The organism is Pseudomonas sp. GL-R-26, assembly GCF_019947365.1.
GTDB lineage: Bacteria > Pseudomonadota > Gammaproteobacteria > Pseudomonadales > Pseudomonadaceae > Aquipseudomonas.
Map to the genome: position 1 here is coordinate 127,926 of NZ_JAGYGI010000014.1, position 13,216 is coordinate 141,141.

General features: G+C 60.4%; 13 protein-coding genes. 7 read left to right on the forward strand and 6 right to left on the reverse strand.

What is annotated here, in order from left to right; translation table 11 throughout:
* The first annotated feature begins 32 nt into the window (after positions 1-32).
* The 7 genes from KGA96_RS16580 (at position 33) to KGA96_RS16610 (ending at position 6,300) form a co-directional block, all read left to right on the forward strand.
* Entirely contained in the window at positions 33-518 is a 486-nt protein-coding gene (locus tag KGA96_RS16580) for a cupin domain-containing protein (protein ID WP_046040194.1), read from the forward strand.
* Positions 519-756: 238 nt separating this feature from the next.
* Positions 757-1,401: a glutathione transferase gene (gene yfcF, locus KGA96_RS16585; protein WP_046040196.1), complete on the forward strand. Its 645-nt coding sequence runs from the start codon at positions 757-759 to the stop codon at positions 1,399-1,401.
* Between the two features lie 32 nt (positions 1,402-1,433).
* Positions 1,434-2,774: a KamA family radical SAM protein gene (locus KGA96_RS16590; protein ID WP_223513666.1), complete on the forward strand. Its 1,341-nt coding sequence runs from the start codon at positions 1,434-1,436 to the stop codon at positions 2,772-2,774.
* Between the two features lie 31 nt (positions 2,775-2,805).
* Positions 2,806-3,681: a branched-chain amino acid aminotransferase gene (locus tag KGA96_RS16595; protein WP_223513669.1), complete on the forward strand. Its 876-nt coding sequence runs from the start codon at positions 2,806-2,808 to the stop codon at positions 3,679-3,681.
* An 18-nt stretch (positions 3,682-3,699) separates the two neighbouring features.
* Positions 3,700-4,458, forward strand: a complete 759-nt coding sequence (locus tag KGA96_RS16600) for a TauD/TfdA family dioxygenase (RefSeq protein WP_223467437.1) — start codon at positions 3,700-3,702, stop codon at positions 4,456-4,458.
* 67 nt (positions 4,459-4,525) lie between these two features.
* Positions 4,526-5,485 (forward strand): diiron oxygenase, encoded by a 960-nt coding sequence (locus KGA96_RS16605; protein WP_223513672.1) that lies wholly within the window; start codon positions 4,526-4,528, stop codon positions 5,483-5,485.
* A 14-nt stretch (positions 5,486-5,499) separates the two neighbouring features.
* On the forward strand, positions 5,500-6,300 hold the full coding sequence (locus tag KGA96_RS16610) for an N-acyl homoserine lactonase family protein (protein ID WP_046040205.1): 801 nt from the start codon (positions 5,500-5,502) through the stop codon (positions 6,298-6,300).
* Between the two features lie 27 nt (positions 6,301-6,327).
* On the opposite strand, the gene KGA96_RS16615 is transcribed toward KGA96_RS16610, so the two are convergent.
* From KGA96_RS16615 to KGA96_RS16640, 6 genes are all read right to left on the reverse strand, one after another.
* Positions 6,328-7,755, reverse strand: a complete 1,428-nt coding sequence (locus tag KGA96_RS16615; RefSeq protein WP_046040206.1) for a PLP-dependent aminotransferase family protein — start codon at positions 7,753-7,755, stop codon at positions 6,328-6,330.
* Positions 7,756-8,107: 352 nt separating this feature from the next.
* Positions 8,108-8,812, reverse strand: coding sequence for a hypothetical protein (locus tag KGA96_RS16620; RefSeq protein WP_223513674.1), 705 nt, complete (start codon positions 8,810-8,812; stop codon positions 8,108-8,110).
* 236 nt (positions 8,813-9,048) lie between these two features.
* Positions 9,049-9,876 carry an ABC transporter permease gene (locus KGA96_RS16625; RefSeq protein WP_046040210.1) on the reverse strand — a complete coding sequence of 276 codons (828 nt, stop codon included), beginning with the start codon at positions 9,874-9,876 and terminating at the stop codon, positions 9,049-9,051.
* Between the two features lie 7 nt (positions 9,877-9,883).
* Entirely contained in the window at positions 9,884-10,756 is an 873-nt protein-coding gene (locus KGA96_RS16630) for an ABC transporter permease (protein WP_223513676.1), read from the reverse strand.
* Between the two features lie 10 nt (positions 10,757-10,766).
* Positions 10,767-11,879, reverse strand: a complete 1,113-nt coding sequence (locus KGA96_RS16635; RefSeq protein ID WP_223513678.1) for an ABC transporter substrate-binding protein — start codon at positions 11,877-11,879, stop codon at positions 10,767-10,769.
* Positions 11,880-11,968: 89 nt separating this feature from the next.
* Positions 11,969-13,060: an ABC transporter ATP-binding protein gene (locus KGA96_RS16640; RefSeq protein WP_223513680.1), complete on the reverse strand. Its 1,092-nt coding sequence runs from the start codon at positions 13,058-13,060 to the stop codon at positions 11,969-11,971.
* Between the last annotated feature and the right edge of the window lie 156 nt (positions 13,061-13,216).

A 13,216-nucleotide genomic window follows, 5' to 3' on the forward strand; every position in this document is an offset into this window, starting at 1 on the left:
AAGTATGGGGAATAACAAGAGAGGACGTGCGAATGGATAACTTTCAAGGTGCGTTTTTTTCATATAAGGACTTTCGTCAGAGCCTGCATCATCGAACGCCAGGTCCCAAGGTATGGAAAGGCACTGAACTGGCGGGTATGCGTCAGACCCTTGAAGCCAGCGACGTTGATATTGTCGCGTTGGCTCACGACAAGAGCATTGAAGGTTGTGAGGTGACGCCTGGTATGGCGATCGCCATGCAATGGCTGAACCCCGGCGTGACGCTCAACGGTCATGCCCATTCCTGGTGGCATCTGTTTGTCATCCAGTGCGGCAGCGGCGTGTTGACCCTCGGCGATGCCGATGGGGTCAACGTCAGCAGCGGCGACGTGCTGCTGGTGCCGGCGTGGACCAGACACGGCTTCGTCAACGCCAGCAGACACGAGCCTTTAGCGATGCTGAATATGAGCAACATGCCGCAAATGGCACTGCTTTCGAACTTCGCCGACAGCCATGGCCTGATCACCACCCAGCCGTAATTTCCCACTGCAACAGCCCAGGGAGCCAACTTTCGTCGGCTCCCTTTTTTTTTCAGACCTGCTCCGTAGCTCTTTTTGCAGCAGTTTTGCCGAGATTCTGGCTGCGTGTCTGCCGGTGAAAAACAACTTTCTGTATCGATAGAAACGGACAAATTCTGTATCTATTCAGCCTTCATTCAACTAACTACGATCACTTCCAATGCATGTCAATTCCTGCAGTTGGTCAATGGAGTGTTCTATGGAAAACAGGAAGCTAAAACTGTATGTCGGCGCCGACCATGTCAGCGCTTTTGCGATGTCGGCTTTTGTGGCGCTCAAGGAAAAGCAACTTTCATTTGAACTTGTTACGGTTGATCTAAAAGCACGCGAAAATTATCTGGTGAGTTATCGCGAGCTTTCGCTGAGCTGCAAGATTCCAACGTTAGTTCACGACGATTTTGCCTTGTCGGAATCATCGGCGATTGCCGAATACCTCGATGAACTCGCCCCGGGGGATAAAAAACTCTACCCGCAGGACCTCCAGCTGCGCGCCCGTGCCCGTCAATTGCAGGCCTGGTTGCGCAGTGACTTGCTGGTGGTGCGCAAGGAGCGCCCGTTTGACCTGGTGTACTTCGGCAAGAAAAACACCGCGCTGTCCGACGATGCCCAAACCGCCGTCGAGCGCTTGTTCTTCGTCGCCGACCATTTGCTGGAGGAGGGCGCCGAGCATCTGTTCGGTGACTGGAGCATTGCCGACACTGACCTTGCAATCATGCTCAACCGATTGGTTGCCAACGACGATCCGGTGCCGGCGCGGCTCGCGGCGTATGTGCACCGCCAGTGGGGTCGCGACAGCGTCCGGGCGTGGATGGACATAGAGCGCAAAGCGCCGGCCATCGCGTAACAACACTCAGGGCAATCACCAGGAGCGCGGCCATGCAAGGACTGTCGGAGCACGAACGCTACAAACCCTATAACTCACGCACCATCCGCGACTCACCCTACTGGCACAAGCTGACGCCGGCGTTGCAGGAGGCCATGACCGTGGTGGCCCGGGTCATGCCGTTTCGCACCAACGAATACGTGCTGGGCACGCTGATCGACTGGAACAACATTCCGGACGACCCGATTTTCCGCATGACCTTCCCCCACAAGGACATGTTGTTTCCGGAGGAGTATGCCTCGCTCAAACAATTGGTCGAACTGGATGACAGCGCGGCGATCAAGCGTCGGATCGAGGCGATCTGGCGGCGCATGAACCCGCATCCGGCCGGGCAGTTGACCCACAACGGAGTCACCCTCAACGGCAAAGTCCTGCCAGGCATCCAGCACAAGTACCGCGAGACCGTGCTGTTTTTCCCCGGTGCCGGTCAGACCTGTCACGCGTACTGCACCTTCTGTTTCCGCTGGGCGCAGTTCATCGGCGAGGAAGAACTCAAGTTCAACGCCCGCGAGTCCCAGGAGCTGGTCAGTTACCTGAGGCTGCACAGCGAAGTGACTGACGTGCTGATTACCGGCGGCGACCCGATGATCATGAACACCCGCTCACTGGCCGGTTACATCGAGCCGCTGCTGGCGTTGCCACACCTGAAGAACATCCGCATCGGCACCAAATCCGTGGCGTACTGGCCCCAGCGTTTTGTCAGCGACAAGGATGCGCCTGAGCTGCTGGAACTGTTCCGACGCATCGTCGCGGCGGGGAAAAACCTGTCGATCATGGGCCACTACAACCACCCAGTGGAGATCCGCCAGGCCATCGCCCGCCAGGCCATCGAGCGCATTCGCTCGACGGGCGCGACGGTGCGCATGCAGGCGCCGCTGATCCGCCATATCAACGAAAACCCCGCCGATTGGGCCGCGCTGTGGACCGAAGGTGTACGGCTCGGGGCCGTGCCTTATTACATGTTCGTCGAGCGCGATACGGGCCCCAGTCACTACTTCGCGATGCCGCTGGCCCGGGCCTTCGAGATCTTCCAGGCGGCGTACCGCACGGTGTCGGGGCTGGCGCGCACGGTGCGCGGGCCGTCCATGAGCACCTTCTACGGCAAGGTGTTGATCAACGGCATCGAGACCGTCGCCGGGGAAAAGGTCTTCGTCTTGCAGTTCCTCCAGGCACGCAATCCGCAATGGGTGTTGCGCACGTTCTACGCGCGCTTCGACCCGCAAGTGACCTGGTTCGATGACCTGCAACCGGCCTTCGGCGAGCGAGCGTTCTTCTTTCAGACCGAGCTCACCGCCGTGCCGGAATTGATACCCGTGTTGCTGGAAACGGCGTAGGAAAATTCATGAACAATGGGGAGATATGGATATGAGCAGTATCCCGTTTGATCGGCGCGAGGGCGTTATCTGGCTCGACGGCGAGTTCGTCGAGTGGTCCCGGGCGCAGTTGCATGTGTTGACCCATGGCCTGCATTACGCGAGCACCGTGTATGAAGGCGAGCGGGTCTACAACGGCAGGATCTTCAAGCTGCGCGAACACAGCGAGCGCTTGTATCGCTCGGCGCAACTGATGGACTTTGCCATCCCCTTTGAGCTGGCTGACCTGGAGGCGGCCAGCCACGAACTGCTGCAACGCAACAAGGTCGTCGATGGCTACCTGCGCCCAGTGGCTTGGCGCGGCAGCGAGATGATTTCCACCTCGGCGCGTTTCAACCGTGTGCACGTGGCCATCGCGTGCTGGCAGTGGCCGAGCTATTTCGACCCGGCGGCGCGCATGGCCGGCATCCGCTTGAAAACCGCGACCTGGCGTCGCCCGCCACCGAGCAGTAGCCCGTTCGAAGCCAAGGCCTCCGGGCATTACCAGATCGCCACGCTGAGCAAGCATGATGCCGAGAACACGGGCTACCACGATGCGCTGATGCTCGACTGGCGCGGCCACGTGGCCGAAGCCACCAGTGCCAATGTGTTCTTCGTCAAAGGCCGAATGCTGCACACCCCGGCACCGGATTGCTTCCTCAACGGCATCACCCGCCAGACGGTGATCGAACTGGCCAAGGCACTGGACTACCAGGTGGTCGAACGCACGATTTTGCCTGCAGAGCTTGGCGACTTCGACGAGTGTTTTCTCACCGGTACCGCCGCCGAAATCACCCCGGTGCAGAGCATCGACGAGCAGCGTTACCGACCGGGCGACGCCTGCCGCGACTTCATTGCCGCGTACACCTCAACCGTCAACGCCGGATAACCCGCCAGGAATGTCGCCATGTCAGATCAAGGGATAGTTGCGTCTCAACCTTACATTTCTCTCGGCCATCGTCATGAAGAACTGTCGACGTTGGGCTGGACAGTGCTGACCCCGGACGAATTTTCCGATGATGTCGTAGGCACCTTGTGCGAATTCGGCCCGATCATTCCGCAGTTCAACGGCCAGTTGGCCTTTCCCATTACCCGCAAGCCGGGTTACGAAGACTTGCCGTATTCCCAGAGCATGAACGGCATCGGCCCGCACACTGAAGCGCCGGTGTACGGACCGCCGCCGCGCTACCTGGCGTTGCATTGCCATAAACAAGCCACGTGCGGTGGCGGGCATACCGGGCTGGTGGATGGGTACGAGTTTCTCAAGTCTCTGGAGCGTAGCGAACCGCAACTGCGTGAGTGGCTGGATGACACGCCGGTAGAGTTTGTCGCCACCGCCAAACCCGGCGAACCGGCGCAACGGCGGGTCAAGGAATACATCCTTACGCCTACAGAGGACGGGGATATTTTCCGCTTCAGCTACAACCAGTTTCACTACGGCGACGTGAACCCGTCCAAGGAAGCGTTGCAGCAATCGCTGGTGACCAACAGCACCTCACCGCTGGCCAGGTTTGCCGTGCTTGGCGAAGCGTACTTCGTCGAGCACAACGTTCCGGTGCTGATTCCCGACGGATGCCTGCTGATTTGGGACAACTGGCGAATGATCCACGCCCGCAGTCGTTACACTGACCCGGCGCGCAACCTGACCCGCTATTGGCTGGCCTGAATTTTCCGGCGCCCTTCATTCTTTTGGCGTACCCCTTGGCGGGTACGCGTCTTACAGGTATCGCGTCATGCAAACAGCAATCGAGATCGCCCAGGTCGATCATCAACTGATCGTGCGGCTCAACCAGGCCTGGACCAAGCGCGCCACGGTGTGTTCGCCGGACAGGGGCCAGGTCATCGAAGCATACGACCCGGCGCGCCCGGATTACCCGGAGTGCATGGTGCCGTTCTTCCATCATCCGAAATTCCAGGCTTTGAGCGACGAGCTCAAGAGCCGCGTGGTGACCTGGGGCTGGATCGGCTACAACCTGCGCACCGTCACAGCCGAAGAACATGTGGTCAATCCGGCGCTGAGCGTCATCGCCAATCAGTACCTGGGCAAGGACGACTGGCATTTTCGCGAGGCCATGCAACAGACCCTGATCGACGAGCACTACCACACGCTGATGCACCTGCGCGCCATCGAGCGGACCAAGCTGGACCGGGCGCTGGATCAGGACCTGGACTTGCCGCCCTCCGTCACTTACCTGCGGCTGAAAGCCCAGCGTGAAGCACTGCCCGAGCAATGGCAGCGGGATCTGGCGGCGATCACTTTTGCGGTGGTGGCCGAGATCAGCGTCAACGCCTATCTGGACCTGCTGGCAGACGACCAGACCATCCAGCCGCAGAACCGCCGGGTGGCCGAACTGCACAACCGCGACGAATATGCTCACAGCAAGGTGCTGGCCGAAGTGTCCAAGGTCATGTACGCGAACATGCAGCCCATCCAGCGGGAATTTTTCGCACGCAATCTGTCGGTGGCGCTGAGTGCTTTTATCGCCCAGGACTACTCGATGTGGGAGGCGATTCTGACGCAGCTCGGGGTCGAGGATGCGGCGCTGATCATTGCCGACACCCGCGAGAGCAACAAGAACGCGACCATCATGCGCGACTACAGCGGCCTGCATAAGCTGGCTCAGGACCTGGGCATCAGCGACCAGATCGATTTCGATTTCCGCCCGACCCTCAAAACCACGACGGTCGCCTGAACCCGGAGGTGTCCATGTCTGCTCCTGTGTACGAAGTGTTCGCTATTCGTGTCGGCGCAAATGCCCAGCGCACCGCCAGGGAGAACTTTCTCTACGACGCCTGCTGCGGTGATCCGAATGCGCCGATGCCGCTGGACTACTATTTCTGGGTTATCCGCAACGAGCAGCAGGTGATCGTGGTCGACACCTGTTTCCAACCGGCCACGGCGGACCGGCGCAATCGCCAGATGTATCGCCTGCCGGAAGAATCCCTGCGGCAACTGGACATCGATCCGGCGCAAGTCGAGCACCTGATCCTCACCCATTTGCACTGGGATCATGCCGGCAACCTCGGGCTGTTCCCGAAGGCGACCGTGCATTTGCAGGAAGCGGAACTGCGTTTCTGCACCGGGCCGAAAATGGCCCATCGCACGGTGAACAAAACCTACGAGGTCGAGGACGTGATGTCGGCGCTGCCGCCGCTGTTCGAGGGGCGGATGCGTTTGCACAACGGTGTTGTCGAGGTCGTTCCCGGCGTGACTCTGCACCCGGTGGGCGGGCATACGCCGGGCAGCCAGGTAGTGCGGGTGAATACCGGACGCGGCTGGATTGTGCTGGCCTCGGATGCCGCGCATTTGTGGATCAATATTCGCGAGCGCAGTCCGTTTCCGATTCTCGATGACCTGGCGCAAACCCTCGAAGCCTTCACCGAGATCGACCGCCTGGCCGACAGCGAAGACCACGTCATCCCCGGCCACGACCCGCTGATCGCCGAGCGCTTCCCGCACTGGAATGACGACCCGCATATCATTTGCCTGCACCAGAATCCGCTCTGATGATCACCCCAAAACCTGTGGGAGCGGTCAACCCTGATGTAGCAAGCGGCCCAAGGTCTGCAAGGCCTCATCAATCCGCGGCGAATATGGTGCGCCACAGCCAATGCGCACAAAATGATCGAAACGCCTGGCATTGGAAAAGATATCCCCAGGTGAAATCTGGATACCGACGTTCAACGCATCATGAAAAAACGCCATGGACGAATGCCGGCGAGGCAGTTCCACCCATAACAGCGTGCCGCCCTGGGGGTTGGTCACATGGGTGCCGAGGGGGAAGTAGCGGGTAATCGCTTCGCTCATCTGTTGACGTTGTTGGGTCAGGGTTTTCCTCAACCGCCGCAGGTAACGCTCGTAGGACGGTGTACGCATGAATTCGCTGGCCGCCAATTGCGATAACGCCTCGCACCCCCGTGACTGCGCATGCTTGAGCATCTCCACGCGGTCGTGCCATTTGCCGGCGCTGATCCAGCCCAGGCGCATGCCCGGTGCCAGGGTTTTGTTCAGCGAGGCGCAATAGATCACGTTGTCGGTGCTATCCCAATGTTTGAGGGTAGACAGCGGCTGCTCGGTGTCCACCAGGTCGCCATAGGTGTCGTCCTCGATCAGTACGGTTTCGTGCTCGGCACACAGTTTCACCAGCCGTGCCTTGTTGGCGTCGGGCATGATGCTGCCCAACGGGTTTTGCAGGTTGGGGATGACGATCAGCGCCTTGACCCGTTCGGGGCCTTGCAGCAGTAGTTGCAAGGCCGCCAGATTGAGCCCGGTGTGGGCCGAGGCCGGGACTTCCAGCACCCGCAGGTTCAGGCTTTCGAGAATTTGCAGCAGACCGTAGAAGGTCGGCGATTCCACCGCCACGGTGTCGCCGTGGCGGGTGACCGCACGCAAGGCCAGGTTGATCGCTTCGGTGGCGCCGTTGGTGATCACGATCCGCTCGGGGGGCAGGTGGGTCTTGCTGGCCAGTGCCCGCCGGGCCAGGATGTTGCGCAGTGCGCTGTTGCCACAGGCGCTGCCTGCGGTGCCGAACAGGCAGGCGTCGTAGCGCAGCGCCTTGATCATGTGGTCTTGCAAGGTCTTGAGTGGATAAAGCTCCGGCGCGCAGTAGGCGCTGGCGAAGTTGACCTTGATCGTCGCGCGCTGACTGGCCTTGAGCACCGCGCAGACCTGTTCATGAATGCCAATATACGCGCGGGTATCCAGCGCTGGCGCCAAGGCAATCGGGGCGGGCCTGGGCAGGGTGTCGGGCTGGCGAATGTAGTTGCCGGAGCGTGGCCGGGCTTCCAGCACACCGCAGTCTTCCAGTTCCCGGCACACCTGCACGGCGGTCGACAGGCTGACGGCGTGTTTTTCCATCATCAACCGGATCGAGGGCAGGCGCTCTCCGGTTTTCAGGGTGCCGCTGCGGATAGCGTCCAGGTAGTGGTTGGCCAACTGGCGATACAAGGGGGGCGTGTTCATGATGACCTCGGCAGTTGCACCACTGAGGTCTGGGCTGGAAAGTGAGTTGGCGCTCCCCGCAGGCGGACCCGTGGTGCTCATGGGTGAAGGGAAGTGGTGTTCTGCGTCGATACTGGAAGAGTAATCGCGGTTTTGCCCGAATCACGGACAATAAAAAGCCCCGCTCTGATGGCGGGGCTCTTGAGTGGGGCTGTGAAGTATCTGTGGCGAGGGAGCTTGCTCCCGCTTGAGTGCGGAGCACTCACAAAATGTCGGCAAGTGTTGTCAGATTTTTGGGGCCGCTACGCAGCCCAGCGCGAGCAAGCTCGCTCGCCACAGGCAGCCCACTCACCACGGATCAGGGTGGGTCGCCTTATTGCGCGGCGATGTTGTACCCGTCGAACGCAGTCTGCTGCTGCAAGGCGGTGATGATGTTCTTGCGGTTGACCGCTTGCTCGGCGCCGCTGTTGTCCAGGAATGTCTCGCTTTCCAGTTCCGCCTCTTCGCCTTCGCCAACGAAGGTGAAACCGAGGAATTCCAGGGCTTCACGGTCGACGTTCAGGCGCGAACGCGGGGTGCGCAACGGCAGGGTGACGCTCATGCCGTCCTTGCTGATGGTGAACACTTCGACTTCTTTCTTGGCCTTGGCGGCTTTGCTCTTGCCGCCGCTCGGGTTGCTGATGGCCAGGTGGGTCTGGTTCAGCACCTTCAGGGCCAGGCCGTAGACGATTTCCTGGAACGCCGGGTCGTCCTTGAAGCTGGACAGGATGCGGCTGATCGGGAATTTGCTGCTCAGGTCTTCGAGGGCGGCGATGTCCGCGGCCTCGGCGTCCTTGAGCTGCTTGAGCTGGCCCATCAGCTCGTAGGCTTTGTCATCGTCGAAGCTGTCGTGGGCCTGGCGGATCGCGGCACGCAGTTCGCGGATCTGGTCGCTTTCGCGGGTGGACTGGAAGGCGTCCAGCACCATCTCGCTGATGTTTTTTGCCTGAGGCACGTGTTGTGAAAGATTGATGGAGTTTTCGTATTCCGCTTTGGACGACAAGGTGACTAGGGTTTCAGCGGTATTGGAATCGGACATTGAAATTTCACTACTTCTATAACTTGAATAGGGGCGAGAAAGCCCGGGGGCTTTTTCAGGTCGCCTAATCTATTGGACCGGGGCGGCGTTGTCACGGATCAACGGGCGGCTGGTCATTTTTTTGCTCCCTGTAGGAGCGAGCCTGCTCGCGATGGACGTTAACGATAACGCATTCATTCTGTATGAACACGTTGCCCTTGAGACCATCGCGAGCAGGCTCGCTCCTACAGGGTGTGTCAGGAATGCTGCAGCTTTTGCGCCCGCTTATCCGCCAGATGCTGAACCACCAGCCTGCCGATCAGCACCAGCAAGGTCAGGCTGATCAGCAACACCGAAATCGCCGCGACGCTCGGGTCGACGTTATCGCGCAAGCCGCTCCAGATGCGTTTGGGCAAGGTGTCGACGTTGACGCTGGTGATGAACAGCGTCACCGCCACCTCTTCCCAGGACAGGGCGAAACCCAGCAGGGCGGTGGAGGCCAGGCCCAGTTTCAGGTTTGGCAAAATCACCATGAACGTAGTCTGCATCAGGCTGGCGCCGAGGTTGCGCGAGGCCAGTTCGATGCGCCGGTCGATCTGGCTGAGGGCCACCAGCATGGTCACCACGCCGTACGGCACCACCATGATCACGTGGGCAATCACCACGCCGGTCAGGGTGTCGTAGCCCATGCCCGGTGCGAAGCGGCCGAGCTTGGTCTCCATGAAGTACAGCACCAGTGCCGAAATCACCGGCGGAATTGCCATCGGCAACAGCACCAGGCCCATCAGCGCCGTGGCCCATTTGGAGCGCATGTACCAGATGCCGAGGCTGAAACTGGCCGCCAGCAAGGTGGCGATAATGCTGGTGGCGAAGGCGATGGTCAGGCTCTGGCTGATGGCGTGGAACCAGTCAGGGTTGCTCACCAGCGCCTCGTAGTGGCGCAGCGACCAGTTGCCTTCGGGCATCGACAGGAAGCGTTTGCTGGTGAACGACACCGGAATGACCGTCAGCAGCGGGAACAGCATGAAGGCCATGGCGACCACGGCCAGCAGCCGGGTACTCAGGCTTGTGCGATGGGTATTCATAGTGATCTCAGCCTACCAGTCGGTTCACGCGGGTCATTTTCAACAGCACCCAGATCAGCGCGCTGACCAGGGCCAGCAACACCACGCTGAGCGCAGCCCCCAGGCCCCAGTTGCTGGTCTGGAACATTTGCAGGAACACGTATTCGGCGATCATCACCGTTTGCCCGCCACCCAACAGCACCGGGGTGATGAAGAAGCCCAGGCAGAACACGAAGACCATGATGAACGCGCCAAGAATGCCCGGCAGGGTCTGCGGCAGCAGCACTTGCCAGAAGGTGCGCAAGGCACCGGCACCCAGGCCCCGTGACGCCATGAGCACACGCTGATCCAGTTGACGCATGGTCGACAGCAGCGGGAATACCGCGTACGGAATCATCACGTGGAGCATGCCGATGACCACGCCGATTTCATTGCGGCTCAATTGCAGCGGTTGATCGATCAACCCCATGCCCATCAGTCCGTTGTTGAGTACGCCGTTGCTGCGCAGGGCGATCAACCAGCCGAAGGCCCGCACCAGCACGGAGATCCAGAACGGGATGAAGATGCAGATCTCCACCACGCGCTGCCAGAGCGGCGGGCTGAACACCCAGCAGTAGGCCAGCAGATAACCGATCACCAACGCCAGGCAGCTGACGGTCAGGCACAGGCGCATGGTGCGCCAGAGCATTTCGTGGATCGCCGGGTCCGTGGCGATGCGCTGGTACTGCTCGATGCCCGGTGTCGGCAGCGAGAAGCTCCAGCCGACCACGCCGAGAAACGGCAGCACGTAGAAGACCAGCAGCAACACCGGCAGCGGAAACAGCAGCAGGCCGCGCTCCAGGCCCGGCGAGCTGAACCGGGGCTTGGGGTGGGTCAGGGTTGAGGCCAGGGTGGTAGTCATGGTCACAGGCTCACTTGGACAACCGCGTCAGGTACTCTTCCAGGGCTTTGGCGTAGTTGTCGGCGTACCACTGGGCGTTGAGGGCGATCTGCTTTTTCAGGTTTTCTTCGGAGGCGCAGTTGGCTTCCAGTTGCTTGGCCGACATCAGTTTTTGCGTGGCGCTGTTGGAAGGCCCGTTGCCCAGCAGTTCGAACAGCTTGAGCTGGCCTTCGGGTTGCAACGCTTGCTGGATGAACTGCATGGTCGGTTGCGTGCCGCCGGGGTTGCCGTTCAACACCGCCCAACTGCTGGAGTTGATGAAACCGTTGTCGAAGCTCCAGCGCACGCGGTTGTCGGTGTCTTCGCTGAGCAGCTTGGCGCGGGTGTGCCAGATCGCGCCGATCGACACTTCGCCTTCGACCATCAGTTGCTGGCTCTCGGCACCCGAGCTCCAGAACGACAGGACGTGAGGCTTGATCTCGTCGATCTTCTTCATCGCCCGTGGCACGTCCAGCGGGTACAGCTGATCAGGCGGAACACCGTCGGCCAGCAGTGCGGCTTCGAGCATGCCGTTCATCCACTTGTATAGCGTGCGTTTGCCGGGGAATTTCTTCACGTCCCAGAAATCGGCCCAGGTCTTGGGTCCGTTTTCGCCGAACTTTTCACTGTCCCAGGCCATGACGTAGCTGAACTGGTAGCTGGCGATACCGAAATCGGAGGACAGCGCCGGGGCCACCTGATCGCGTTTGATGGTGTTGTAGTCCAGCGGTTGCAGGATCTTTTCCCGGCCCAGCACGAGGGCGCTGTAGCTCTCGACATCGACCACGTCCCAGCTCGGTTGCCCGCTGGCCAGTTGCGAGCGGATCGCGCCTTCGGTCGGGCCGGCGCCGTCGATGCGCACCTGGATGCCGGTGTTTTTGGTGAAGGTGTCAGTCCACGCCGAACGGAACGCGTTCAGGGCATCGCCGCCCCAGTTGACCACCACCAGCGGTTTGTCCGCCGACCAGCTGATGCCGCTGCGCAGTGCCAATGGCACCGCCGCCAGCAGGCCCATGGCCTGGATAAAGGTGCGACGGTTGATCTGACCGTCACGGGTCTTTTCGATAAGCACTTCGATGCAGTCTTGTTGGTGATCCTGGCGCATGGGCAAGTCCTCAAGCGGCGGGTGTGGCAGCGCACACCGACCTTTTTTGTTGTCGTTGGAAGAGAGCTTTGTGACGCAGTTTTTTGGGGTCAGGCCTGCAGCAGGAAGCTTTGCTGCACCGGCCAGCTCAGCCACACTGGCGCGCCGCTGGACATCAGTGCGCCCGGGTGATTGCCGGGCACAGACAGGTTGATCGGCAGCGTATCGCCGCCGACCTTGAGTGCCAGATGGGTACTGGAGCCCTGGTAGACCTTGTCGGTAAGTTGCGCGGGCATCACGTTGTAGCCCTCCGTGGTCGGGCACTCGCTGTGCAGTTCCATGTGCTCCGGGCGCACGGCCAGCACGATCGGTGCCGCGCTCAGTGCGTTCGGCGCCTGGGCGTGCAATACGCTGGTGCCGCAGCGGCCGCTGGCGGTCTGGCCGTTGCGGGTCAGGTTGTCCAGCGGGAACAGGTTCATCTTGCCCAGGAACTCGGCGACGAAACGGCTCTCGGGGCGGTTGTAGATGTTCTCCGGAGTGTCTACCTGGGTCAGCTTGCCGTGGTTGAAGATCGCGATGCGCGAGGACAGGGCCAGGGCTTCGTTCTGGTCGTGGGTGACGAATACGAAGCTGGTGCCGACCTGACGGTGGATGCGTTGCAACTCGGTTTGCAGTTGTTCGCGCAGGTTCTTGTCCAGCGCCGACAGCGGCTCGTCGAGCAACAGCAGTTCCGGTTCGAACACCAGCGCCCGGGCAATCGCCACACGCTGCTGCTGGCCGCCGGACATCTCGGCGGGCTTCTTGTGCATGTGCGCACCGAGGCCGACCACTTCAAGAATGTGCTTGACCCGGCGATTGCGTTCTTCGGCCGGGACTTTGCGGATGCGCAGCGGATAGGCCACGTTGTCGGCCACGGTCATGTGCGGGAACAGCGCATAACCCTGGAACACCATGCCGTAGTTCCGCTTCTCGGCGGAGCGCCGGATGATGTCGACGCCTTGCTCCATCAGCTTGCCCGACGTCGGGCTGAGGAAGCCGGCCAGTATCATCAGCAAGGTGGTCTTGCCCGAGCCGGACGGACCCAGCAGGGTCAGAAACTCGCCTTGGCGAACATCGAGGTCGACGTTATCCAGCGCCGCGAAACGGCCGTAATACTGGCTGATACCTTGAGCGCTGAGCTGGATCGCTGAACGGCTGGACACAATGAGGTTCCTCTTTTTATTGCCCATAGACGTGCGAGGACGGATGTGAATCCGAAATGGGCTTTGGGTTCATTATTGTTAAAAGTATCGCTACATCAATGGAATTATTTTGCCCGTATTGGTTAGTTTTATTGAACAAATGGGCGGCATATTCAG